Annotated in this window: 20 protein-coding genes; 12 read left to right on the top strand and 8 right to left on the bottom strand. The window is 41.2% G+C overall.

Going from position 1 to position 24,492, the window contains the following annotated elements:
- Nucleotides 1-2: 2 nt before the first annotated feature.
- Both IZT61_RS04800 and IZT61_RS04795 read left to right on the top strand, forming a co-directional pair.
- Nucleotides 3-1,241, top strand: coding sequence for a DUF2254 domain-containing protein (locus IZT61_RS04800; RefSeq protein WP_230383855.1), 1,239 nt, complete (start codon nt 3-5; stop codon nt 1,239-1,241).
- Nucleotides 1,242-2,607: 1,366 nt separating this feature from the next.
- Nucleotides 2,608-2,973 (top strand): DUF2254 family protein, encoded by a 366-nt coding sequence (locus tag IZT61_RS04795; protein WP_230383854.1) that lies wholly within the window; start codon nt 2,608-2,610, stop codon nt 2,971-2,973.
- A 119-nt stretch (nt 2,974-3,092) separates the two neighbouring features.
- Here the strand turns inward: IZT61_RS04795 and IZT61_RS04790 are convergent, their stop codons facing one another.
- Nucleotides 3,093-4,322 (bottom strand): cation:proton antiporter, encoded by a 1,230-nt coding sequence (locus IZT61_RS04790; protein WP_196100054.1) that lies wholly within the window; start codon nt 4,320-4,322, stop codon nt 3,093-3,095.
- 262 nt (nt 4,323-4,584) lie between these two features.
- Between IZT61_RS04790 and nhaA the strand changes: the two genes are divergently transcribed.
- The gene (nhaA, locus tag IZT61_RS04785; protein ID WP_196100053.1) at nt 4,585-5,898 is read left to right on the top strand and encodes a Na+/H+ antiporter NhaA; all 1,314 of its coding nucleotides are present in this window, start codon (nt 4,585-4,587) and stop codon (nt 5,896-5,898) included.
- Nucleotides 5,899-6,154: 256 nt separating this feature from the next.
- Here the strand turns inward: nhaA and IZT61_RS04780 are convergent, their stop codons facing one another.
- From IZT61_RS04780 to IZT61_RS04770, 3 genes are all read right to left on the bottom strand, one after another.
- Nucleotides 6,155-7,189 (bottom strand): AI-2E family transporter, encoded by a 1,035-nt coding sequence (locus tag IZT61_RS04780; RefSeq protein ID WP_196100052.1) that lies wholly within the window; start codon nt 7,187-7,189, stop codon nt 6,155-6,157.
- 780 nt (nt 7,190-7,969) lie between these two features.
- Nucleotides 7,970-8,422: a L,D-transpeptidase family protein gene (locus tag IZT61_RS04775; protein ID WP_230383853.1), complete on the bottom strand. Its 453-nt coding sequence runs from the start codon at nt 8,420-8,422 to the stop codon at nt 7,970-7,972.
- 47 nt (nt 8,423-8,469) lie between these two features.
- The gene (locus tag IZT61_RS04770; protein WP_196100050.1) at nt 8,470-9,492 is read right to left on the bottom strand and encodes a L,D-transpeptidase scaffold domain-containing protein; all 1,023 of its coding nucleotides are present in this window, start codon (nt 9,490-9,492) and stop codon (nt 8,470-8,472) included.
- A gap of 169 nt (nt 9,493-9,661) precedes the next feature.
- On the opposite strand from IZT61_RS04770, the gene IZT61_RS04765 reads away from it, so the two are divergent.
- The 7 genes from IZT61_RS04765 to IZT61_RS04740 all read left to right on the top strand — a co-directional run bounded on the left by IZT61_RS04765 (nt 9,662) and on the right by IZT61_RS04740 (nt 18,364).
- Nucleotides 9,662-11,410 (top strand): APC family permease, encoded by a 1,749-nt coding sequence (locus IZT61_RS04765; protein ID WP_196100049.1) that lies wholly within the window; start codon nt 9,662-9,664, stop codon nt 11,408-11,410.
- Nucleotides 11,411-11,427: 17 nt separating this feature from the next.
- Nucleotides 11,428-12,348 (top strand): mechanosensitive ion channel family protein, encoded by a 921-nt coding sequence (locus IZT61_RS04760; protein ID WP_196100048.1) that lies wholly within the window; start codon nt 11,428-11,430, stop codon nt 12,346-12,348.
- Entirely contained in the window at nt 12,348-14,189 is a 1,842-nt protein-coding gene (locus tag IZT61_RS04755) for a glycoside hydrolase family 15 protein (RefSeq protein WP_196100047.1), read from the top strand. The genes IZT61_RS04760 and IZT61_RS04755 overlap by 1 nt, the downstream gene beginning before the upstream one ends.
- A gap of 166 nt (nt 14,190-14,355) precedes the next feature.
- Nucleotides 14,356-15,375 carry a sterol desaturase family protein gene (locus tag IZT61_RS04750; RefSeq protein ID WP_230383852.1) on the top strand — a complete coding sequence of 340 codons (1,020 nt, stop codon included), beginning with the start codon at nt 14,356-14,358 and terminating at the stop codon, nt 15,373-15,375.
- A 618-nt stretch (nt 15,376-15,993) separates the two neighbouring features.
- Complete coding sequence (locus tag IZT61_RS04745; protein WP_230383851.1) at nt 15,994-16,341, top strand: DUF421 domain-containing protein; 348 nt, start codon at nt 15,994-15,996, stop codon at nt 16,339-16,341.
- A complete protein-coding gene (locus IZT61_RS22175) occupies nt 16,329-16,517 on the top strand; it encodes a YetF domain-containing protein (RefSeq protein WP_230383850.1) in 189 nt (62 codons plus the stop codon). Before IZT61_RS04745 ends, IZT61_RS22175 begins: the two co-directional genes overlap by 13 nt.
- 659 nt (nt 16,518-17,176) lie before the next feature.
- Nucleotides 17,177-18,364, top strand: coding sequence for a sensor histidine kinase (locus IZT61_RS04740; RefSeq protein WP_196100045.1), 1,188 nt, complete (start codon nt 17,177-17,179; stop codon nt 18,362-18,364).
- Nucleotides 18,365-19,273: 909 nt separating this feature from the next.
- Here IZT61_RS04740 and IZT61_RS04735 read toward each other — a convergent pair.
- Both IZT61_RS04735 and IZT61_RS04730 read right to left on the bottom strand, forming a co-directional pair.
- Nucleotides 19,274-19,657: a YidH family protein gene (locus IZT61_RS04735; protein ID WP_196100044.1), complete on the bottom strand. Its 384-nt coding sequence runs from the start codon at nt 19,655-19,657 to the stop codon at nt 19,274-19,276.
- Between the two features lie 256 nt (nt 19,658-19,913).
- On the bottom strand, nt 19,914-20,291 hold the full coding sequence (locus IZT61_RS04730; RefSeq protein WP_196100043.1) for a hypothetical protein: 378 nt from the start codon (nt 20,289-20,291) through the stop codon (nt 19,914-19,916).
- Between the two features lie 836 nt (nt 20,292-21,127).
- On the opposite strand from IZT61_RS04730, the gene IZT61_RS04725 reads away from it, so the two are divergent.
- Together IZT61_RS04725 and IZT61_RS04720 are read left to right on the top strand one after the other, a co-directional pair.
- Nucleotides 21,128-21,577: a hypothetical protein gene (locus IZT61_RS04725; protein WP_196100042.1), complete on the top strand. Its 450-nt coding sequence runs from the start codon at nt 21,128-21,130 to the stop codon at nt 21,575-21,577.
- Between the two features lie 513 nt (nt 21,578-22,090).
- Complete coding sequence (locus IZT61_RS04720) at nt 22,091-22,273, top strand: DUF3606 domain-containing protein (RefSeq protein ID WP_196100041.1); 183 nt, start codon at nt 22,091-22,093, stop codon at nt 22,271-22,273.
- Nucleotides 22,274-22,828: 555 nt separating this feature from the next.
- Here IZT61_RS04720 and IZT61_RS04715 read toward each other — a convergent pair.
- Both IZT61_RS04715 and IZT61_RS04710 read right to left on the bottom strand, forming a co-directional pair.
- Nucleotides 22,829-23,251 (bottom strand): hypothetical protein, encoded by a 423-nt coding sequence (locus tag IZT61_RS04715; RefSeq protein WP_196100040.1) that lies wholly within the window; start codon nt 23,249-23,251, stop codon nt 22,829-22,831.
- A gap of 256 nt (nt 23,252-23,507) precedes the next feature.
- A complete protein-coding gene (locus tag IZT61_RS04710) occupies nt 23,508-23,990 on the bottom strand; it encodes a TlpA family protein disulfide reductase (RefSeq protein WP_230383849.1) in 483 nt (160 codons plus the stop codon).
- Nucleotides 23,991-24,492 lie beyond the last annotated feature (502 nt).

Genomic DNA, 24,492 nt, shown 5'->3' with positions numbered 1-24,492 from the left:
ACATGAACGTAACAAAGTGGCTAAGGGTTTATTATAACAAAATAACGGAAAGTATTGCGTTTTACCCAGCTCTGATCGCCATCGGTTTTTTGCTGTTGTCATGGGGAATGCTTGAAATAGACTTTTCAGAATGGGGCAAAGAATTAAAATCAGGTTTAAGCTGGTTAAGCCTTAAAGATGCCAGCACGGCCAGGTCTATTATCTCTACTGTTGCCGGAGCATTAATTTCACTTACCGTATTTAGTTTTTCGATGGTCATGATTGTCTTAAATCAGGCAGCATCCCAAATGAGTAACCGGGTATTGACGAGTATGATAGAGAATCGTTTTCAACAGATGGTCTTAGGGTTCTACATCGGAACAATCGTATATGCACTCTTCCTCCTGAGTACAATCAGGGATGTTGCCAGCGGTATATATGTTCCCGCATTAAGTATATACCTCCTTATCTTCCTAACAGTTATTGATATCTTTCTCTTTATTTATTTTCTGGATTATGTCACCCAAACTGTCAAATATGAAACGGTTATTGACCGCGTAAGGAAGCAAACCTTACATACGATGAAGAATAAATTTGAACAGGTCAAAGAGGAGAAATTAGGATGGGATAAGCTTCCTTATGTAGAAATTAAATCGGAGGAGTCTGATTACTTTCAAAATTTTAATGAGAAAAAGCTATTGAAAATTGCCTCAAAAGAGAATTTGCATATCAGCTTTTTATACAAGCAGGCAACATTTCTGGTAAAAGGGATGGTATTTATAAGGGTTTATAGTAAAGAACGCATTGAAGAGGAATGTCTGCAGGAAATATCGTCTGCAGTGGACTTTTATAGTGGACAGCCAATAGACAAGAATGCTGATTATGGCTTCAGGCAGCTTGCAGAAATTGCCATTAAAGCACTGAGCCCCGGTATTAATGATCCCGGAACAGCTGTGATAGCGCTCAATTCATTATCAAACATATTATCGTTTAAACTGTATTGCAACCTGCCGGAAATTAGGAAGGATGATGAAAATATTGGCAGAATACACATACCTGCTTCCTCGTTCCAGGAAATGTTTGAAAGATGTATATACCCGATCTGGAATTATGGTAAGAATGATGAGTACATCCAATACGAGCTATTACATATCATCGAACAATTAAAATTAACGGACTTTAAAAACCAATATGCAGGAGTGTTTGCTAAATTGATGATTAAGATAGAGAATCATATACAAGCGGAGCTCGATAAAAGTTAGGCGCTTTAAAGACTATTGTATTCAGTAAATTATTTGCGGTGGAAAAAGTGTCTCAAGAAACAAAGGAATGTCCTGTGCTTTTTTTCTTTTAGCTGAAATATCCAGCATCAAATACGGCAAAGAAAAAGGAAATATCTTACAAAATAAAGGAAAATCAATGAACTTTGCTTTCTGCTTAAAAGTAGAAACTTCATAATGCATTTAAGGGACTGGGTAGTATAGTATATTTTACGCAATTATGCCTTTATGTATAACCTAACTCTCTACATGACTTTATTCTGCAAGACAAAAATGATTAGAGTAGGCGCATATCTTCGTTTTTTGAGATAAGAACTTACTGATCTGATAATAGGAGCACTAACACATTATGATATAATGATATCAATGTATCCTTGTGCACTCATATCCAGTTTTACAGATGATAGCTAAAAACAAAATTGAGAAAAGAATATTTTCTTTTTTTGAGACAATTTCCACTTTGAAATTTCAAAGTCGAGCAGTATTCAATTAATAATTATTCCTTAGTTTCCCATCAAACTTGTTTTTATTATCAATGTTCCACTTTCTAAGTCGGCGAGCATTAAATCAATCTTTTCTATGGTTACTCAGTAACAAAATTCCAGAAATTTTCCTTGAACCACAAACAGCATTTACATGATTTGCTGGGAATCTTTTTACCTTGGGAACAGATTTTGAACACTGGTTGCTTGTTAATTTGGCAAATGATGCTTAGCGTTTTTGTTCTTTTCTTCCTTGTACCTTGCAACCCGACCTGGGCTTCCGAACACAAAAAATAGACATTCTCTAATCCCATTTGCTTTTTTTAGATCTTTCCATATATTGGGCATTTCGGCAAAAATGGCCAGCCGTTCCGCATTTAAACTGTCACCCCATTTCGCTTTAAAGTGACCACCTGTTTCGGGGCAAACTGGCCGTTCTGATCTTTCGATCAGCTTTTTTCGCAACTGGCTTTCGGGAATAATTTTTCAATTTCTGCATAAAATAAAGGCTCCTGGGAGCATATCTACTATTCGGGATGGATTACGGTCACTTCGCTGTTTTGAAGGGGGTATGGCGTTTTTTTACGCGTTCCAATACCTGCGAATGGATTTTGATCGCTAGAAAGGTCTGAATTGAGGATAAATCCGGCAGTAAGATGGATTAAACCGAAAAGTCCTGAGGAAAATGGATTTGGATCCGAAGTGTATATTTGTTCAGAGGGAAAGGAACTTAGATGTGCATCATCCGGTAATCAATTTGGTGGCCAGTTTGGCCCGAAACAGAGGGGTCACTTTCACCGAAATACACAAATATACATGGCGGACAAAATATTGATGCCAATTATTATTATGGTTTCAGGCAGTTGATGGAAGTGGCCGTGAAAGCACTCAGTCCAGGTATTAATGATCCTGGAACAGCGATTTTAAGTCTACAGGTACTTGGTCATCTACTAAAATTTCGAAGTGAATACTACCCGAAACATGCAATCGTTGATCGAGACAACGTGTCCAGGATCTTCGTCAAGGAAAGAACTTTTGAAGAGATTTTTGCCGAATGCATTTATCCTATATGGGACTATGGAAAGCATGATCGGCTGCTAACCATGGAACTGCATCATATTCTTTTACTACTTTGGACGCAGACAACCAGGCCGGTTTTTGATAAAATGCTTAACGAAATAAGGCGATCAACGATGTATCAGGATATAGAACTAGGCTTTAAGGGAACCTGACCATTCCCACCAGAAAGCAAATATTGTTTAGAAGCATTCAGCATTTTGAAGATTCATCACTAAAAGCTTATACATCAAGTTTCATAAGTACCACGAGAATTTCTTTGCACATCAGGCTATCAGTCATTCTTTTTGCTGCTAAGACCTGCCATTATAGTTGTCGCGGTCACGCCATGAAGAAGGATGGATGTCAAAATGGTAAAGGATACAACTGGCCATAGCACATCTTGCTGATCGAATGTTGCCTGGCTGAAAGCAAAGGCGAGGTAATATATCGAACCCATACCGCGAATGCCTAAAAAACTGATCGCAAGTTTTTCCTTTAAAGGGGTTGAACTTCCTAATAGAGACAAGTAGGACGCGAAAGGCCGCACCAGGACCACAAATGCCACTGATACTAGCGCCATTTTAAAGGTCAGGGGAGCAAGCACTCCACCAACCAAAGAACCACCAAAAAAAATCAGCAGTACCGCCAGAAGCATCCGTTCCATTTGATCGGTGAAGGAATGGAGTTGTTGATGATACTCATGGCCTTTCTCATAATGCCTTAATGTCAGCCCCGCAACGAAGACCGCAATAAATCCGTAAGCATAAAATGATTCAGTGATCGCGTAGGTAAAAAGCGTAAGGGAAATAGCAAGAAAACCGTCAGTTGCCTTTAACAAACGGTATTTTTCAGAAATAGAGAACACCAAATATCCCACCACCTTGCCGCAAAGCCAGCCTATAACCAGGCCTGCTGAAATCTTATAGAAAAGGTAATACCATGTCCAATGCCACATTGAAGAAGTGCTAATCCCTTGGGAAGCCACTACAATGGCTAGCCATGTAAATGGAAATGCCATTCCGTCATTTAGTCCCGCCTCCGAGGTAAGTGCAAATCGGGGCTCAGATTTACCGCGTTCATTGGGTGGCCCCACCTGTACATCGGCAGCAAGGACTGGATCTGTCGGCGCAAGAACTGCGGCAAGCAACAGCGCAGCCGAGAGGGTAAGTCCCAAGACAAAAACGCCCAGCAATGCAGAGATTAATATGGCCAGGATCATGGCGATAAGAATCAACCTGAGCGGCGTAGACCATTTCTTGAGCGAGAAACTTCTGTCAATCTTGATGCCCGTCCCCATCAAAGAGATGACAACAATCAGCTCTGTGAGGTGAAGCACAAGACTGTTATCTTTTTGTGGAAGCGGATCGGGCAGCTCTTTCGGCCATATCAGGTAAATTAACACGCCAACAGCCACGTAGATAATAGAATAGGATATGCCAATTTTCTTGGCCATCGAAGGAATAAACGCCATGCCAATACTAGCAATTCCCGCGATTAGCATTAATAGAATATACTGATTCATCTTTTAAGGGTTCTTTTTAAAGATACAAAAACAGGGACATCATACCATAGCTTGATCACATAAATAAGTAAGATATCCGCAAAATGGAGTATAAAACATGGTTACTTGTTCCTTTTCATGTCATGTAAACATTGATGTCCTTCCTGTTTCCTGAGATCATGGCGTGCCGCATTGTTCTTTTTGGAACCATGCTGACACATTTTTTAACAAATCCGCCTATCGAAGATTATTTTTCTAATTTTACCAAACATCCATCCCTTATATGAAAGTTACCGAAAAAACTCCCATCGAGAGAATAATCGCCCCAGTGAACAGGTTTATCCATCTTGAGTACACCAGCGGCGTTGTATTGCTTCTGAGCGTAATCGCCGCTATTTTATGGGCAAATTCAGGATTCAGCGATAGCTACCATCATCTCTGGCATTTAGACCTATCGGTTACCTTTGATGAATATCATTTCAGTAGGCCCCTGCACGTTTGGATTAATGATGGCCTAATGGCAATTTTCTTTTTCGTGATCGGCTTGGAACTAAAGAGGGAGTTTATGGATGGTGAGCTTTCCAGCTTCAGGAAAGCGGTTATGCCGATGGGTGCCGCAGTTGGGGGAATGGTGGTGCCCGCGATCTTATATACCGTGATCAACATCGATTCAGGTGCCAGGCATGGATGGGGAATCCCTATGGCCACTGATATCGCATTTGCGCTCGCGCTACTCTCCATGGCTGGAAAGAATATTCCTACCTCAGTGAAAGTCTTCCTTTCTGCCCTCGCCGTTGCCGATGACCTTGGTGCTGTGCTGGTGATTGCTTTTTTCTATACCAACCAGGTCAATTTCAACGCCCTGGGTATCGCCGGGATATTTCTTTTAGTCCTTATCATTGGCAACAGAATGGGAATTCGTAACAGTTCCTTCTATCTCATTATCGGGATCACAGTATGGATAGGCTTTTTGCTCTCCGGGGTACATGCCACTATTGCCGGGGTTCTTGTAGCCTTTACCATTCCGGTTACAAGGAGAATAAATGAAAATGAATATTCCCAAAACTTGAGGAGGCTTTCATACGATTTTGAAAAGGAAGTTCCCAGCAATAGCACTCTGACCACTCCTGAACAACATCAGACCATCCAACATGTCAAAAACCTGAGCCTGGCTGCAGAAACGCCCCTACAGAAAATAGAACATGCCTTGCATCCTTGGGTCGCTTTCCTGATTATGCCTTTATTTGCGCTTGCAAATGCAGGAATACACATCGATGGTGGATTCTTTGGCTCATTGATCAACCCCATCTCCATCGGCGTGGTAGCAGGACTGGTCATAGGAAAGTTTGCCGGAATTATGATTTTTACATTGCTTATGGTAAGGCTTGGCATTGGCCGGCTTCCCAGTGGCGCAAATTGGAAACATTTAACCGGGATTGCACTTCTTGCGGGCGTAGGTTTCACCATGTCCCTTTTTATCAGTGGACTCGCTTTTAGTAAACCTGAATTTGTGGAGCAGGCCAAATATGGGATCTTGATTGCCTCGGTTCTCTCGGGTCTTACTGGCTTTCTCTTTCTTAGGAAAATTTCAGGCTAAGTATTTTCTAAACGTAAGCTTAGATCCTGTCCACTTCGGCTTTCTCCAATCTTATCCATTTTCCAAAATTTTTTTAAAATGAATTTGACAAATTTTTTTATCAAAATACTATTATGAACTCCACCTGTTATTTTCAGGTATTCATCCATTGATTCGTCACAATACCTATAACCAGATCGTAAAAGTCTCAGATAATAAGTTGAATGCAATTGGGACAGGGATAAGCTTCGTCGAGCACGTCCGTAATAAATCTGTCTCAATCATTCTTTTCTCTTCTGTTTATATAGAGATGTTTGATTAGTACAATCACCACTACAGTAAGTGGGGTGGAAAGCACCAGTCCCCAGCTTCCCGTAAGTGCTCCAAGCATCATCTGTGCAGATATAATAAGTGCAGGCGGTATATTGACCATTTTTTGCTGGATGAGCGTCGTGATAAAATTGCTTTCAATGAACTGGATGACGATATACATACCAGTCACCCAAAGCGCGGTCTGTGGACTTTGTAAAAGCGCAACTAATACTGCTGGTATAAGTGCCGCGATCGGTCCGAAATTTGGTATAAAACTCAATATTCCAGCAATCATCGCAAGGACGAGCCATAATGGGATTCCCAGAATCCATAATCCGATGGCAGTAAGTATGAAGACCACAAACATGGAAAGTAGTTTTCCTTTGATCCATTTTCGCAGTTGCTCACCGAGTGAGAAAAACAAATCACGTGTTCCTTGACGTGCCTTACGTGGAGCAAGCTCAATAATTCCCTCAATATAGAGTTCGGGGGAAACCGTTATGAAAAGCCCTATAAATACCACAACATAAATGTCCCCGAAGCCACCGAAAGTAGAAGTAAAGAATCCAGTTGCGAAGGCCTGTATTTTCTTTTCAGAATCTTCGCTTGAAATTCTGTCCATCACCTTGTTACCCAGATTACTGTTGCCGAGTCTGGATTTTAGATTTTCTATGGTTTTTGGAAGCGTGTCGGAAAGTTCGGCAATCTGAGTTTCTATTTGAGAGCCAACCAACCAGAAAAAACCTACTACCAGGGCCAACACGAAAACTATGGAAATAAAGACGCAGAGTTTTTCATTCCATTTCGTCCATCTGTTCAGCATTCCGGTACAGCCCCTGAAGAACACCGCCAGCAGTATTCCTGCGAAAATCACTAAGATCACCCCAAAAGTGGCGGTTAAAATAAGCAATAAGCTTATTATTAAGGCCACAATGCCTACCGCTATCCAAACTTTTTTAACATAGCCATATTCACCTGTTGATTCCTGTTGTTCGTTCATTCTCAATTCGCACACATTTATATCGTTCTTTAACAACCGACTAAAAGCTTATTTGTTGGGATCTATTTTTTGTTTCTTTACACAATTCAACTTAATTGCTGTCATAGAGACACGGCTGAAATGAACTCCCATAGTTTTACCTCCATATTAATGTTAGCCTATCGCGGTACTTATGCTCAGTAAAAGTGTCAAGAATTTTTGCATCAATTGAAACATTCACACTTGGCAATTCACCTTTACCATGTTTGTTTTTGGCTTGATTGACGACGTTCGCTGCAGTATTACCTTTGCTTAAACACCGCCAAATTTCAGGTAACAAAATCCGGCTAGAATATGGGAGAACAAAAAGTCGGAAGTAAAGATGTCCCCCGGTGCGCACATTAGGTATCCGAGATAATAATTTTTCTTACGATTTTTATCTCCTTGCAGATAATCTCGTTTATATAGAGATGGAAACAATTTAGGCCAAACGATTGTCGAAAATGAAGGTCTGGCAATCGGATGCTAATTCGTCGATCAAATTCTCGCGATTTGTATTAGGGGCCTTGAGGTAATACCATTGCTCAATATTGGTATCATCAGCTTGATCTTACTTCAAACAAAGAATTAACTATGCTCAGGGCTTTAACACATTTCACGCTGCTTTGAAAAGCTATATTTTATTGCGACCATATTTTATGAGGCAAGAGCATTAGCGGTAGGTGATCTTTTCTGTTTTTTAGGGGGTGAACAGACGCTTAGCAAGTTTTTTGTCATGGCCGTATATGTCCTTTCTGAAATTTAAGTTTCCAGCTGTATCTGCCCAGCATGTGAATAAGTGATATAAACCGGTGTGGGTTTATCCAGGGTGACCCATTGCTCTGAATTTGATGACATTGCATCCTTTATTCGCTGGGAAGTCCAAGCTTTTTGCGGTGATAAGAGATTCGATGCGAAGGCAAATGGGTCTTCAACTCGGATACACCCATGGCTAAAGGCTCTTACTGTTTTGTGAAATAACTGCCTTGAAGGGGTGTCATGAAGATAAATACTGTATTTATTTGGAAAAATAAATTTGACCCTTCCCAGCGCATTTCGGGGCCCAGGCCTTTGCCTAACAATTGGTAACCCATTCTGCTCTCCGCGAATATCCATATTATGATCCTCGATGTAGTCAGCATTGGTTTCCAGCCCCGGTAACGCCTCGTTTTTAACAATGCTCATGGGCAGGTTCCAGTACGGGCTAAAAACCACGTACTTGATCCGATCTGAGAAGACCACCGTCCTGCTTGCAGCTTTTCCTACGACGACATCCTATTCAAAACTTCGTCACCATCTTGAAATACATGTAATTTGAACTCCGGAATATTGACCACTACCGTTTTCTTTTCCGTATATACCGGCATCCATCGCATTCGTTCCATATTGATCAGCATCTGCTCTAATTTTGCTTGTATTGGAATGTTTACCGCTTGGATAAATTCAGGACCTATGATAGCATCAACAGACAACCCATGTCTGTTCTGAAAACCTTCCACAGCACTTATCAGGTTTTGATTGTATATAGAAGTCGTATCTCCGGTCTTCAGATCTCCCAGCATGATCAATCTGCTTTTAATGGTTTTGATAATTTGTGCGGTATCGCCTACCTGCAACATTTTTCTTTTCACTAGCGAAATTTCTTTCCATTGCTCCTGCTCAAAAGATTTTAAGCGAAGTACATGGGCCCTCATGTCAAGGTATGCCTTACTAATCGGCAACCAATTATCGGTGATTGCATCCTCGGACGACGCAAACTTTTTCAGCAATGCTGCTATTCTGATTTTTTTTCGTGGAATATGCCATTGTAAGTTGCTTGGGTCGATTTTGCCAGCATATGCGCGTGCTAAGAAAGCTATAAAAAAGTTGGTGAGCTGTAATTCGACCTCACTATAACTTTGAAGTGGTTTATTGGGCCCCTCACTCTGTAAAAGTCCAGTCTGGGCAAGCAATTCGCGATGTGTGAGTGAAGAGTCGCCTGAGTAATATATAAATTGATTGTACAAATTCAAAAGCATCTGCGCTTGTTCCGACAAGCCATCTTCTATTACCCATGCGTGCTGATATTGCCGGTCATTGTAGAATTGCCTAAACTGGTCTGCTAGAGGCGCCTGGAGTTGATTGCTTTGGATAAAATGTGCTACCGCGCTGCTGTCCGTATGAAACAGCGTGACTGAGGTACTATCATTCATGCCACGTGCCGGACTGAGTATGAAATCTGCTTTTACCGATAGCGACAAAAGGACGAGCGAGATGAGGGAAGTGATGAAGTTGCTTTGTTTCATACAGCGTTAATGCCACAATAATATTGCCAATAAAATCCGTTGATAAGTACTTCCTGGTCGATTGGTTAGGGAGAAGTGAACGGAAAACATTTTTGTATAATCGCTGTTCACTATAAAGATAATGCACAGCGAGAAGATGAATCTTGCGTCTGCGCTTAGATTATTGCACATGAGAGAATCTGCGAACGCTTTACACCAAAAACTTAATGAACTACAGTCTACGGCCATCTGCGGTAATGATATTAGCTCTTCGTGCCTTTATGTAGCAGCGTTGACCATCGCATACGCCGGTCAGTACGCCTGGATTTCACTGATCATCGTCGGAATAGTGCTTTTTCTTTTCAGGAAGATTTACGGGGAGGTTGTTGGTGCCCTTCCGCTGAACGGTGGCGCTTATAACGTACTATTGAATACTACATCCAAACTTACAGCATCTTTTGCAGCCTGCCTGACTATACTTTCTTATATGGCAACGGCGGTAATCTCAGCATATGAGGGAATGTTTTATTTTCAAGACATCGTTCATAGCCTACCCCTTATCCCAGCCACCATCGTTTTGTTGCTCATCTTTATGATGCTTTCCATAATTGGAATTGGAGAGTCCGCAATGGTTGCTGTGTTTATCTTTATTATACACCTCGCCTCACTGGGCCTGCTGGTAGTGGCATCCTGCTGGTTCCTATTTAATAATGGAATGGATTTGTTCCACCTCAACTGGAATCTTCCCGTACGGTCCGGAGGATTTACCGCGGCATTGTTTTTTGGTTTCTCAGCAGCAATGCTGGGCATATCTGGATTTGAGAGTTCTGCAAACTTCGTAGAAGAGCAAAAACCAGGCGTATTTCCCAAGACCCTAAGAAATATGTGGGGGGTGGTAACTTTCTTCAACCCTGTCATCGCACTATTGGCCTTAAGCATTATCCCCCTGACAACTATTGATGCACATAAAGAATCTTTGCTTTCTTTTATGGGGGAAACTGCAGGCGGAAGCTGGCTAAGTTACCTTATCTCCATTGATGCCGTGCTGGTATTGAGCGGTGCAGTCCTGACATCTTTCGTAGGGGTAACAGGACTCGCAGAGCGGATTGCCTTGGATAGGATATTGCCAAACTTTTTGTTGGCAAAGAACCGCCGGGGTGTGAATTACCGCATAGTGATTGGTTTTTTTATACTTTGTGTTTCTATCCTGCTGGTTACGCGGGGAAATCTGGTGAACCTGGCCGGTGTGTACACTTTTTCTTTTCTTACCGTTATGGCCCTTTTTGGCATTGGTAACCTCATGCTAAAAATCAAGCGCAACAAGCTGCCCCGGCCAGAAAGAGCCACCGTGCTTTCTGTTATTGTTGCCATTGGTTTCGTAGTTGCCGCCTTTGCCGGAAATATGCAGCTTAATCCCCGGGCCTTTTATGTCTTTCTCAAATATCTTGCTCCGGCAATGTTATTTATTATTGTAATGCTCAATAGGGTACGGATCATTAAGTGGCTGTTGTACTTGCTGAATTATATGGGCAAGCCCATCCAGAATATGGTACTTGAGAACTTCAGGCTGCACCGTTCGATTATACAATTAAACGCACAGGAACTGGTCTTTTTTACACGTGGGGATAATGTTTCAGCACTCAACAGGGTCATGATCTATGTGGAAGAAAACGAAGCGACCAGAAAACTTAAGATCGTTCATATAGCCAATGAGGGGAGTAACAACGAAAACCTCAAAAAAGACATTGAAGTGCTTGACAGGGCTTATCCGGAAATTGATATCGATTTTGTCGAAATAGAAGGGCAATTCGGTCCTGACATGGTTAACACCTTATCAGAAAAATGGAAGATTCCCAAGAATTTTATGTTCATTGGATCTCCAGGAGACAAATTCCCATACCATGTTTCAGAACTTGGAGGAGTCAGGCTCATCATGTAAAATCAAAATTAGATACTATGGATATCAATCATGCCTATCAATTGATCGTTGATAAGCTTAGCCTTTGGGCTAAGGAATTTATTAAGCTTTTGCCCAATATTGCCTTAGCGGCAATCATACTCGTGTTTGGCTTTTTTCTTGCAAAATCCATCAGAAACGGGCTGAAAAGGTTAATGGGAAGAGTCATCAAGAATGAAACCTTGGATAATCTGTTCAGCTCGTTGATCTACATTTTTCTAATCGGTATCGTTATTTTCATTGCCTTGAGCGTGTTGCAACTCGATAAGGCAGTAACTTCATTACTTGCTGGTGCAGGAATTTTGGGGCTGGCGCTTGCATTTGCATTTCAGGATATCGCGGCCAATTTTATTTCGGGAATATTCCTTTCGGTCAGACGACCATTACATGTCGGGGATATCGTCAAGATCAAAGACTATATGGGCAAGGTTGAGGAAATAAATCTCAGGGATACCGTGATCAGAACCTACCAGGGACAGATGGTAATCATCCCCAACAAAGACGTTTTCCAGAGTCCGATAGAGAATTACACTTTGCTGGGAAAACGCAGAATTGATTTGAAAATAGGGATTTCCTATGGCGAAGACCTGGAAAGGGTAAGAGATATCACAATCGAGGCTGTGAAGGACATACCGGGACTAACCACCGATGATGAAGTGACCATGTTTTATACAGAATTCGGTGATAGCTCCATAAACTACGTGATCCGTCTCTGGATCAGTATCGCCGAGCAGGTAAATTTTCTTGAAGTTCAAAGCCAGGCGATCATATTGATCAAAAAAGCATATGATGAAAACAGTATTATGATTCCATTTCCAATCAGAACATTGGATTTTGGCATCAAAGGAGGGGTTGGACTAAATGAAGTGATAGAAAGCCGCCCCCAGCCAAAAACGATCAGCAAACTAAATATGGAATAATGGGATATAAACCAATTGAAGATTATGGGATTATCGGCGATCTTAACACCGTCGCACTGGTCGGTCTTGATGGTGCAATTGACTACATGTGCTTTCCAAACTTTGATTCCCCTAGTATCTTCGCCGCACTGTTGGACGATGCGGTAGGCGGAAGTTTTAAGATCAGTCCCGTTTTTCAAGATCCAAGGTCAAAGCAAATGTACCTTCCGGATACAAATGTACTTGTGACCCGCTTTCTCGATGAACAGGGAGTGGCTGAGATTACCGATTTCATGCCTGTACAAGAGATTTCCGCAGGGAAGAAGCTGATCAGAAGAGTAACGACGATCCGTGGGAAAGTAGAATATATGATGACGTGCGGGCCAAGGTTCAATTATGGAAGAGCAGCACATACCATAGAAAGAGTGTCGCCGACAGAAGTGATTTTTAATACCGTGGCTACTGCAGACGAAGATCGGGTATCTTTACGGCTTACCAGTTCTGCCGCACTAACGATTCTGGAAAATAAGATCCAGGCCGAATTTAGTCTTGGCCCGGGCGAGATCGCCGATTTTTTGTTTGAACACATTGATGAACGTGCGCCTGAAAATATTGGATTTGAAGCGTTCGTGACCAAGTGTCTTTTTGATACGGTGAACTATTGGAAAGAATGGGTGGAACAGTCTGCATATTCGGGAAGGTGGCGCGATATGGTGAACCGTTCGGCACTTGTTTTGAAGCTGCTGACCTCCCATCGCTACGGATCAATGATTGCTGCGGCTACCTTCAGTTTGCCCGAGAGCATTGGCGGGAAGCGCAACTTTGATTACCGGTTTACATGGATCCGGGATACTTCATTTTCTATGTACGCCCTTATACGGATGGGCTACACCAAAGAGGCCGGAGCTTTCATGAACTGGGTGGAAAGCCTTTGCGAAGGGCTAAAAGGTGAAAACCGCCTGGGTATTATGTACGCAATAAATGGTGATACAAAGTTGCACGAAACGACCCTAACGAACTTTGAGGGCTATCAGAAATCCGCTCCTGTAAGGATAGGGAATGATGCCTATGGTCAATTGCAACTGGACATTTATGGAGAACTTATGGATTCGGTGTACCTGTTTAACAAGTATGGCGAACCTATTTCTTATGACTTATGGAAAAACCTGGAGAAACAGGTTGATTGGCTTGCAGCGAACTGGAATCAGCCAGATGAGGGAATTTGGGAGGTTCGGGGAGGCAGACAGAACTTCCTGTATTCACGCCTGATGAGCTGGGTTGCGCTGGACCGGGCAATCAAAATCGCTGAAGAGCGTTCTTTTCCATTAATGCCGCATTGGACTAGGGAAAGAGACAATATATTCAAGACCATATATACTGATTTTTGGGATGAGGAAAAAAAGGCTTTTATGCAATATCCTGGGTCTGGTACTGTAGATGCCTCTTGTCTGCTTATGCCGCTCGTAAGGTTCATCAGCCCAAAGGATCCAATGTGGCTATCTACCCTGAAAAGAATAGAAGAGGATTTGGTCTCAGATGCCCTGGTTTATCGCTATAGTCAGGATGCTGCGCCTGACGGGTTTTTAAGTCGGGAGGGCACCTTTTCCATGTGCAGTTTCTGGTATGTCGAATGCCTTTCCAAATCTGGACAATTGGAGAAGGCGAGGCTCTACTTCGAAAAAATGCTGGGATATTCAAATCACTTGGGGCTATACGCAGAACAGTTGGGTTTCAAGGGCGAGCACCTCGGAAACTTTCCACAGGCTTTTACCCATCTTGGCCTGATCAGCGCTGCCTATAACCTCGACAAGCAACTCGATGACAGCCGAAACAAAAGTACAGATCATGACCAACTTAAATGAGCTATGAACCCAAACCGATAGAATGAAATCTTGTAAACGGCTTACTGATGTTTGCATACTTACTATTTCCTTTTGTTTGTAATCATGGAAGATGGGTATAGGGACCTTTAAAATCAGAAAAATGAAAACCCTTTCAACGTAGCTGCGTTTTCATTTTATGACATTTATGACGCAACTGTTCGGGGCACCGAGGATTACTATTGAAGATGCAAAGAATTTAAGCGACAATGCGCCGGAGATCATTGTTTATGCCGCACCGATAATGTTTTTGTTTGTACTTATCGAATTTTATTTCTCTTGGCGCCAGCGAAGGGGGCTATATAATAAGATTGAGACCTACACCTCCGTGTTGGTCGGTATTGGAAACGTCATTATTGCATTTATCATTAAGTTTGGGCTGTTTCTATTGGTCATCGCGGTTTATAATCTACTGCCTTGGAGAATGTATATAAACTGGTGGATGTTGATACCATGTTACATCCTATTAGATTTTTGCAGTTATTGGTCGCACAGGGTTTCCCATACACAAAGATTCTGGTGGGCAACGCACGTTGTACACCATAGTGCTGAGGATTATAACCTGACCGTTTCGTTCCGTCTAAGTTGGGTACAGCACATTAAGATTGTTTTTTTTTTACCGGTAGCAGTATGCGGCTTTCACCCCATTGTATTTTTCGTCGCCAATCAGATCGCTGTTTTATTCCAGTTCTGGGTTCATACCGAGTATATCAAAAAACTTCCAAGGGTTATTGAGTTCCTGTTTGCCACGCCCTCCAACCATCGTGTCCATCACGGCTCCCAGGACAAGTATATCGACAAGAACTTTGGTGCCACTTTTATAATTTGGGACCGGGTCTTTTCCACTTACCAGGCTGAAGAGGAACAAGTCGAATACGGTCTTACCACCAAGCTTCAGCAGAAGGGTAACCCTATCTACGTCAACTTTCATGAGTTCATAGACATATGGAAAGACTTGAAAAAAGCGAAGTGCATGAGGGAAGGTTTGTTTTTTGTCTTCGCAAGCCCAGGCAGGGTTGCGCGTTACAAGGAGAAGAATGAAAAGAAAGCCAACGCCTCTTTAGTTGAATCCAGGAGTGACCGGAGTATAAACAGCCCTGAGACGCACGGCGCTTGCTTGCTGGAGCAGAAAGAATGGGGAAGAGGGCTACAAAATAAAAGACATTGAAAAAAAAAGGCAACGAGTTGAATCAGATGATTAGCGATGAACGGGATACGTGAAGAATAGGCGCTAGCAGACAGCGAAAATTATAATCTAAAATTTAGCAAATATTGATTTTTGGAATCTTTAACATATGTTTTAATTTTATAGTCTTGGAAGTTATCTTGCTTTTTCAATAGCGCATTGATTTGCCGGACCATGACTGTTCCAAGCTTCAACAAAATTTCTGGCCCCGATTGAAGATCGATAACGGCTATGGATATTTTTAATCTTTAAGTTGCTCGCCGAACTGGCTGGCTTCAGTAGCCAATAATTCTAAGCCTGTGTTATCATGTTCAGCAACTGAAGATAATCTAACCGGATCGCGGGTGCAGACATCTCAACAGTTAGTCTTTTTCCGCACATTCAACGAAGATAAATAATGTTAAAATGTGGAGCATGCTGATGTTCGGAATGCTTGCTGTTAAAATGTGAAATAGGATTACTTTTCGTCAAGATCTGATCAATTAGGTTTGGTTGTAAGGACCACCGTACCGATTGGATATTGAACATCCGAGCTGTCTTCAGCAGTGATAAAAAAATAACCCGGCTCAAAAGGAGTTGTTTATATATTAAAATAATATCATGGAAAACATCTTTTTTAGCAATTGGGAAAGTATTGGGCAAACCTTTTTGGTTGGGGTTCTTGCCTACTTTTCTTTAATTTTAATGTTGAGGATCTCAGGGAAGAGGACGCTGTCTCAAATGAAGGAGTTTGATTTTATTGTTACGGTTGCGCTCGGCTCTACCCTTGCCTCTGTGCTGCTGACAAAGGAGATTTCGCTGATGGATGGGGTCATCGCGATGGGTGTGATGATTGGCCTGCAATACATCCTAGCTTACGTTTCTGTGCGATCGAAAACTTTTTCAAAATTAATTAGCTCAGAACCGACGCTCATATTTTACAAAGGAAATTTCTTATGGAGGCACTAAAAAAGGAAAGAGTTACTGAAGCCGAAGTGCGATCAATACTGCGAAGTAATGGTGTTGTTTCCATAGCAAGTATAGAAGCAGTAGTGATGGAATCAAATGGGCAGTTTACCGTTGTTAAAGAAGGTAATTTAACGAGCGAGGACTCGCCACTGATGGGTGTAAAGAAAATTGACTAAATTGCTACCCAGTCTGGGTCAACGCCAAAGTTATCGAGCAAGATAAAAAGAAGCGTCATTTTTACTTTTCACATATCGCTTTTCGTGCCGGTTCTTTAGATAAATTATTTTTTTTACTGATTTAATCATAGCACACTTTGCTTACGCTTACCGCTGTGATTGTAAGATTCGGATACTTTTATATCTTTAGGAAGTCAATAACTCTCCGTCCGAACGCTCAAGTTTTGCTATCGCTGTCATTAAAAATTAAAAGTGGCAACGAGAAGCAATGGCAAGGCAAAAATTCCAACGAGGAAACATTGGTGGAAAAACTAACATTATCCTGTATTGCCAAATCGGTAAGGACACAATAACTAATGACTCTATTTAATTTAGACTCCGGTGCCATAGATCAACCGGGTGTGTTTTATCCAGTTATCCTGGGTTTTTTTAGTCAAATTAATGCTTACTGTGCAAATCCAACAGGTAATTTTCTTGCTCAGTGCATGTGTTAATTTGGCAGCTTATCAGATTTTCATCGGCAAAAAGGTGCTTCTGAGGCGCTTGTGTTCTTGACTGCTATTTTAAGAGCTTTGTGGCGTAATTGCGTAGTTTACACATCGATTTCGTATTAATACTGGAAATAAATGTAATAATCACCCTTCTCACGCCTCAGCGGCGTGAATAAGCAGTTTTTATTTGTTATCTATCCTCAATGCCTTGAATTATGGTACACAGTATTGAAATATGTCCTACATTGTTGGCGAAACGGCCTCTCGGGTTACAGCGTTTCCATCGCCTATGAACATCCCAAAAGTTTTATTGTATCTTTCCGAACGAGCAGATCGGCTGTTTTTCATTTTCGATCTAAAGCGAGACGCGTTTGCATACATGAACCCCGCCTGCAGGACTTTTTTTGGTCTAGAAATAAGGATGTCAGACCAAAGGTTCTCCTGCAAATAATACATTCCGAGGACCAGCGTTATGTGATCTCGATGCTGTGCGATTGCAGAGATGGTAAGACCGTCTCGGATGTTCAGTTCCGGGTGAGGAGGGGCGAACATGAGCGCTGGCTGAGCATCGCGCCATATTTGATCGATGATCAGCCTAAATATCTTTTGATTGGAATAGCGGAGGACATCACCGCTACTAAGGAAAATACTGAAATGTTAAATAACCATAATAGCAAAAAAAACGCTATACTGAACATTCTGGCACACGATCTTGCGGGACCAATGGGGGCGATTGGAAACATATCAGACATGCTCGCAAAGGATATCCGGGATAATGCAACTCCAGCCATACCCCAATACCTCGGACTGATCAACCGGATTACCAAAAAGAGCATAAAACTCATCCACGATTTTTTGAACCAGGAGTTTCTGGAAAGCGCCGGGGTTGCACTGGCGATAAAACGTGTAGAACTTGTTAGCAGGATATCCCTGACTACCCAGGAATACTTCGATACTCAGGAGGAGTTGCGGATTCGTTTTTCGTGCCATTCTAACAAAGATCGCATTTTCGCAGAAATCGATGAGGACAAGTTTATGCAGGTGATCAACAACCTGATTTCAAATGCCCTGAAATTTACCCCTGATGGCGGCCGTATTGATATTTATGTGCGTGAAAACAGGCGGAACATTGTCATTTCAGTGGCTGACAGCGGTATCGGGATTCCCAAAAAGTATCATGCAGATCTCTTTGAAAAGTTCACCAGTGCAAGAAGAAACGGGCTGAAGGGAGAACAGTCTACAGGCCTTGGCATGTCCATCATCAAGACAATCGTGGAATGGCATCAAGGAAAAGTTTGGTTTGAAAGCAAGGAAGACCACGGAAGTACTTTTTTTATCGAACTTCCGCGGCGGTAAATTATGTCATCTTGTAGCGCTAAGCGTGCTCCGAATATTTATCTTGGGCGTATTGTCAAGGAGTTTTTTGCCCCGATTTCTATCGGATTACTGTTTCGGTATGTTCCATTTGCTAAATTCAAGGGATAATTAATCTCGAGGAGACATAAGCGCAACAAAGTAATCTTCAAATTGGTTGTAACGCTGGCAAGTCAGTTTACAATCGGAGACGCTTTCAGATCAGCATGCTATAAAACGGCCCACATGGCAAATGATACATCTGGTATTCACCCAAAACGGTGCCCAACCAGCAAGGCTCTGATTATTTATACGTTTGATGCGTGGGTGGATAAGCAAATATTCTCATTGTTACTATCTGAAGAACCAAGCAAGCAGGATTGATGGCAAAACGGTAAAGGAACTCGGAGAGTATCGCTATCATCATCGTAACGGAGGCCGGTAAATTCTTGACAGCGCATAACAACACACCGTTTTTATATATCTGCAATAAGGATGCCTGATTGCCCTTCAAGACTTAATACGCAATGGTTAAATCCCCATAAGGACCTACCCACGTCCGAAAAGTTTTATGCAGTATGAGGTTTTACAATGCATAGAAAAATAAGCACTTTTGTTTGAGAGTATGCTCCCTATGAGTAAGTAAAAACACAATTGTCGTTTTTCAGGCCGATCAAGGACACGAGCCCAGCGAGCCTTTGATGTCTGCGGCCGTGCCGGACTGGGAAGTTCCCGCGATATAAACTAGCCCGCGAAAAGTGTGTCCGGCGAACTTCGCGATTAGTTCGCCGGCTGAGATTGATTGCGTGCAGTCTTTGCTGAGTATTGTGGTATAAAACCACCAGCAGAATCGACGCCAGATTTGCGGAATATTTAGAGCCTCAAACAAAACAACTTATGTAACTGTGGGCTTTAAGAAACAGAATTTAACAGGTAAATAAGCAATAATATGCTTGCAGCAAATATTAGTAAGGTCGTAATCAAGATAAGCCTGCTAGCGTATTGATATTTTCCAGCTTCAAGTTGAACCTTAGTGCTGTGATAGCGAAGGTAAGCTAGGAGAATCATAACTGCGCCCAGTGCAACTAACATTATTCCAAGATTATGAGAATTTCCGGTCTGGTGGACTTGTACACTCGTGCCAAGGGCGGCAGAAATTTGCCTGACGAACAAAGAAAATTTAACCACAACAAAGCCGAAGCCCATTACTGCAATGCTTGTGCGGATCCATGCTAAAAAAGTCCGCTCATTGGCCAGATGGTCATTTGGGCTTCCAGTATGTTTTGTGTCATTCATGATAATATGTAATATAGTCGTCTTTTAAACAACTGTTTAAAGAAAAAGTTAGACGTTCCTTTTCCATAAAGCAGTCAGGAAAAGCTATTTTCAGCGGAATAATCAGAAGGTTATTCCTGAAAGCTGTCCAAAAAGGATGTAATTGGTTGATCAAAAATCCAAACGGGACGGCCATGTTCGCAGCAATGCCATGATTCATATCGTTCGGAGCATTACCAGCAAACAGGATGCTAACAATGGACAGTAACTGCGTTAACTATTGATTAGCATAAACGGGTTTGTCAGTGATTTTAATTATGCTGTCATGCATCAATCTTGATTTATGAAACCAACCTGTTGACAGGTGTGTTATCTGTTCGTTATAAACAATGTCGACATGCTTATACGTCTGTGCATTTTTTGATGATTTGACTTCAACCGTAGCCAGATACCCTTTGATATATAAGTCTAAATTCAGGGTAAGGAGGCCATCCTTTTCTACAACAAAGATTATTTGAAAGTTTTTGCCTGTGGAAAGGATAAATGATGACAAGCCTTCAGATGCAGCTTGATCGGTGCACACCAGTAAAAGCACCAACCTGCCTTTGCCTGTGTTTAAAATTTGAAAGTCGTTTGCATAAATACTCTTGTTCATTTTACCGTTTTTCCTCAAGATAATATTTTCTGAAAAAGAAGAAATCGTGTAAAGACTATTTTACAGCAGGCTGTTTCGCTTTGTTTTTACTTCCAGAGACATTTATCGAACAGTATTCTGATGAGCTTTGACAAATAAAGACTGTTTCTAAATCATGGAAAGCGCTATATCAATTTGTCATTTATGTCCTTAGCGTGGGCATTTGAGTAATTAACCTTGCCATATTGATAGCGGCAATTTGAAAAGTCGTGATTTGGATAACGGGCATGGACTAAGACTTTTTGCAGCCGATAACCTTTAGGGTTATTGATTATTGATTTTTTTTTAAGATTTCTATTGTTTCTATAGGGCTTCTTCCGCTATATTTGGAGTTTTTGTGTTGCAAGCGTACTAGATTCTGCTTTTTGCGCCAATAGCCCATACATGTTGTGCGTCCTTCTTATTCAAAGGTTCGCCGAAAAAAGCAGTTGGTTTTGTTTTAGTGTAGATGGATGAAAGATCCTGCTGTGAGTAGTAGTCATAATTGTTGAAATGCCGATGAGCAAGACGCCTAACCCTTTGAACTTTAACACTAATGAACAAGAAAAGAATGAGAAAAAAATATTTCATATGGTATGCGTTAAATTATTAGATATTTGCCCAATGTAAACATTGGCCACATTAAGGTAAGCTCACAGCATCCTATTCGTCAATAAAAAGATGCGATTTTCGTCAGGGTAGGTCAATATCAAGTTAGTCTTTGCAAAAAAGATGGACGTTTTCATGCTAACGCTTCCCCGTGAAAAAATCGGACACTAACTTGACCTCCAAATCTTTAATTAACTACATAAAAATCAATGAAAAACAAAATAACATGTCTGTTTCTATTAACAGTCATAATCCTTAGTTGCAAGCAAACAAAAACCTATATCAACAGACCTGAAGACAAGGCTAAAGCCTTGGAATTAACGAAGAAATTTTACCAGTTCCTCAAAAACCGCGATCAAGAAGGTGCGTTATTACTTTTTAATCTAATTCCAAATCAACCGCAATATCAAGCAAAGCGAGTTGCCCTTCTTGAAACCTTCCAGAATATTCTAAATCGGTATGGTGACCTGAAATCAATTGAATTAGTTTCTAACAGTAGTGCTGTTGTGGAAGCAGAAGCGCTTCACGGTTCATACAAAATTGAATTTCGTTCACAAAGAGATAAGTATCAAAGACCTCTTCGTGAACGTTTCATTCTTAAATCTGACAATGAAGCAATCAAGATCATGGGTTTCAAAGTGGATTCTCTTATAAAATAATCGCAAGTTTATTTCTGGCAGGGGCGTTATGGATTGTTCCGGTAGCATTCGGCACCTCTTTCCTTTTTAAGCAATATTACCAAAATGACTCTTCCTGTTTATCGAACCTTTTATTTCGTAACTATTGCCAATACTAGCCTGCCCTTTGCCTAACAACGGCTCCATATTTTGTTGCCGTTGCAAAAATCTCCTTTAGTTGACGCTTTTCTTTGGTGGCAATGGCTTCTCATTCACCGCTTAGAGACTGTAGGCGCAATGCCTCTGCTATCGAAAACCATGGATAATGCTTCAAATGGCGCCTTGTCAAAAATTAGAGTCGTATGTCTCACGTAAGTAAGATTGCATTCTCGAGAATAATGAGGTTGTAAGTGGGCAAGGTGAATCTGACAAACAGTTTTAACTATCCGTTCCGTAAAAAATATTTGGATGTTATGATCGACGATGCAGACGTATTAAGAAACTAGAAATTTCGCACTCAGGCAAACCAAACATCTAAACGGGTGTTGTGTTTTTATGGACGATAAAACAAAACAGGATGGTCGTGATGATGCTAGAGTAGATCTGAACGATCCAAATGAGGTAAATTATGCAGCTCAGGAGGCTGGTGTGCCAGCTGCTGAATATCGAAGACTGGCAAAGGAGTGTTTCTCATCTTCTCGCAAAATTATTGCAGAATATATCACTAAGAACAAATAACCAGCGTCGTTAAGATTTAGGGAGTTGGAGAGCCATACATAAATTTCACTCGCTAAATTATCAGACTATCGTCGATAGATAGTCATACAGAAAGTTTCAATTTCATCAGTTATCTTTATGACGTTAATATAATAACATGATTCACATTAAAACGTAAGCCTCACAGTCATTGTGAGGCTTTATTGTTTGACTAATGGGAAGCAGTTAATGACTCCTCGTTTAACATTACGAAATAAGCTAATAAAATCTTACTATTCTTTTTAAACGATTTGAATAGGCAGGCTGACGGCCAACTCAAGAAATGGCTGAATGGTCTATTGCAGCACATTGTATTGGGGGAACATATTCCCATGGAAACGATCCTAGTGAAAAAATCTTTAACTTTCGCATTTTGAAAATATTGTAGACAAATATCGGTCGATTGGTTGTTTTTTTTTAAAAACAGGACATTGGATAATATCGGCTACTAATAAACTTTAAGGTCGAATACAGAAATTAACGGGGCTAGGTGAAGCTGCCTATAATGGAAGTAAGGGGTGTTCTTATTCGAACCATTCAGATAGAATAGTCTACAATTTTGAAGGAACACATCTTCGAGGGATTTATCAGCTGGCTGGAACCAATCAATATTGATACGGGCTTGATAATTTGTAGTTTTTTGTAATTCCATGGGTCGAAATGTTTTAGCTTTCTAATTTCTTGCAGGTCACCGAACAAAATTTGTGCTGTCACTGGGTTATTTGTGCTGATCGAGTCAATTCTAATGGATTGACTATTTATTCTTGTGATGGTGATTTTTATAGCAAAGGAATATAAGTTGGCAGAGTCGTGAAATTTCCGGATGTTCAAAGTCAATTGATTAGTCAAATAGTTGCTGAGTACTGAATCTAAGGTATGCGGGTTACCTTGAGCCGTAACATGTGGTAAGAACAATAAATGAAGGCTCAGTACGCAAAGGGCCAGTTTAATTTTTCTCATAAAGTGCTAATAGTTGCTAATACTGTTAACTGATGTTTATTTTGTGCAGGGTTAAAGTTAGCAACAACACCTGTTAAAGTCCCCCCAAGTCATTGTCTGATCCGGTAGTCCAAAACTGACTGGCTTAGTATATGCTGCAGCATATACTAAGCCCGCTTTACGTTAGTGCCACAGTATTAGCATCGGTTATGCTATATGTAAAGAAGATGCCACTATTTAGTTCATATAGTTATTTATTTATCATTTAGTAAGTGGCCTATCGATTGAAATGTATCGCCTTGTTCGGCGAAGGCGCTTTAAAATCGATAATTTTTCCACTCTTATCTATTAAAGCATAATGTGGAATGGTAGTTATATTTAGCGTTTTTGTAAGTATCGCTGATTGTTTGACATCCAGGAAATAATTTTCCCCTTCCAGCCTTTCTGCGGCGATGATCCTTTTCCATCCATCCTGATTAGGCGAATTTATGCATACGTACAAAAATATGACGTCCTGACCCTTAAATTTTTTCCGTAGTTTTTCAGAAGATCGCATGGCTGCAATACATGGGGCGCACCAGGTGGCCCATACATCAAGGTACACAACCTTTCCCTTATGTTTTTTTAGCATGTCAGCCAGCAAATTTTCTCTATGAAGTTCTCTACTCGAATTCAGGACCGCTTGTTTGGGCAGTTCACCTTGATGTAGCTTTTTTAATTCCTCTTGATAGGCTGTTAACAATCGGCTCTTAAACGTCATGTTTTTGTTAACGCTCACATAGGCGTCAATAGCGGGCTTGAGATATTCGATGTGATTTGGGTCGAGCAGCTTGAAAAGATACCTGGTCGTACCCAGGTCTCGTAGTTCTGGATCTGAATTTTTTTATGGTTGCTTACCACAGTTTGATGTTCCCTTGCCTCAAGGAAATAGGGACCATATGAGTTTGATAGCACATTCATAGCTTTGGCCTCTTCGCTGGTCGGCCTGAAGGTAATGTCTAGAAATTTGGATAAAAAAGCCTCGTCCTGAGATTTTGAATTGGGATACTGCCTGACAACATAGGCGGCCAAATCCTTAAACCGTACGGTTTGGACCAGAACTCCACCCATATCTTCTCTCATACTCGCCAGATATTCCGAAATGAAATCCTTATATGCATATACCAATAAATTTGTTTTTCTTGAAGGGTATTCTGCAGGCGGCCATTTTTAGGATATCTCTGTTCCTTTGTTTTCGTGGCATTCAAAAAAGCTTGTTCATT

Origin of the sequence: Pedobacter endophyticus, assembly GCF_015679185.1 — a bacterium.
Lineage (GTDB): Bacteria > Bacteroidota > Bacteroidia > Sphingobacteriales > Sphingobacteriaceae > Pedobacter > Pedobacter endophyticus.
This window is presented reverse-complemented; position numbering and strand designations above follow the sequence as displayed.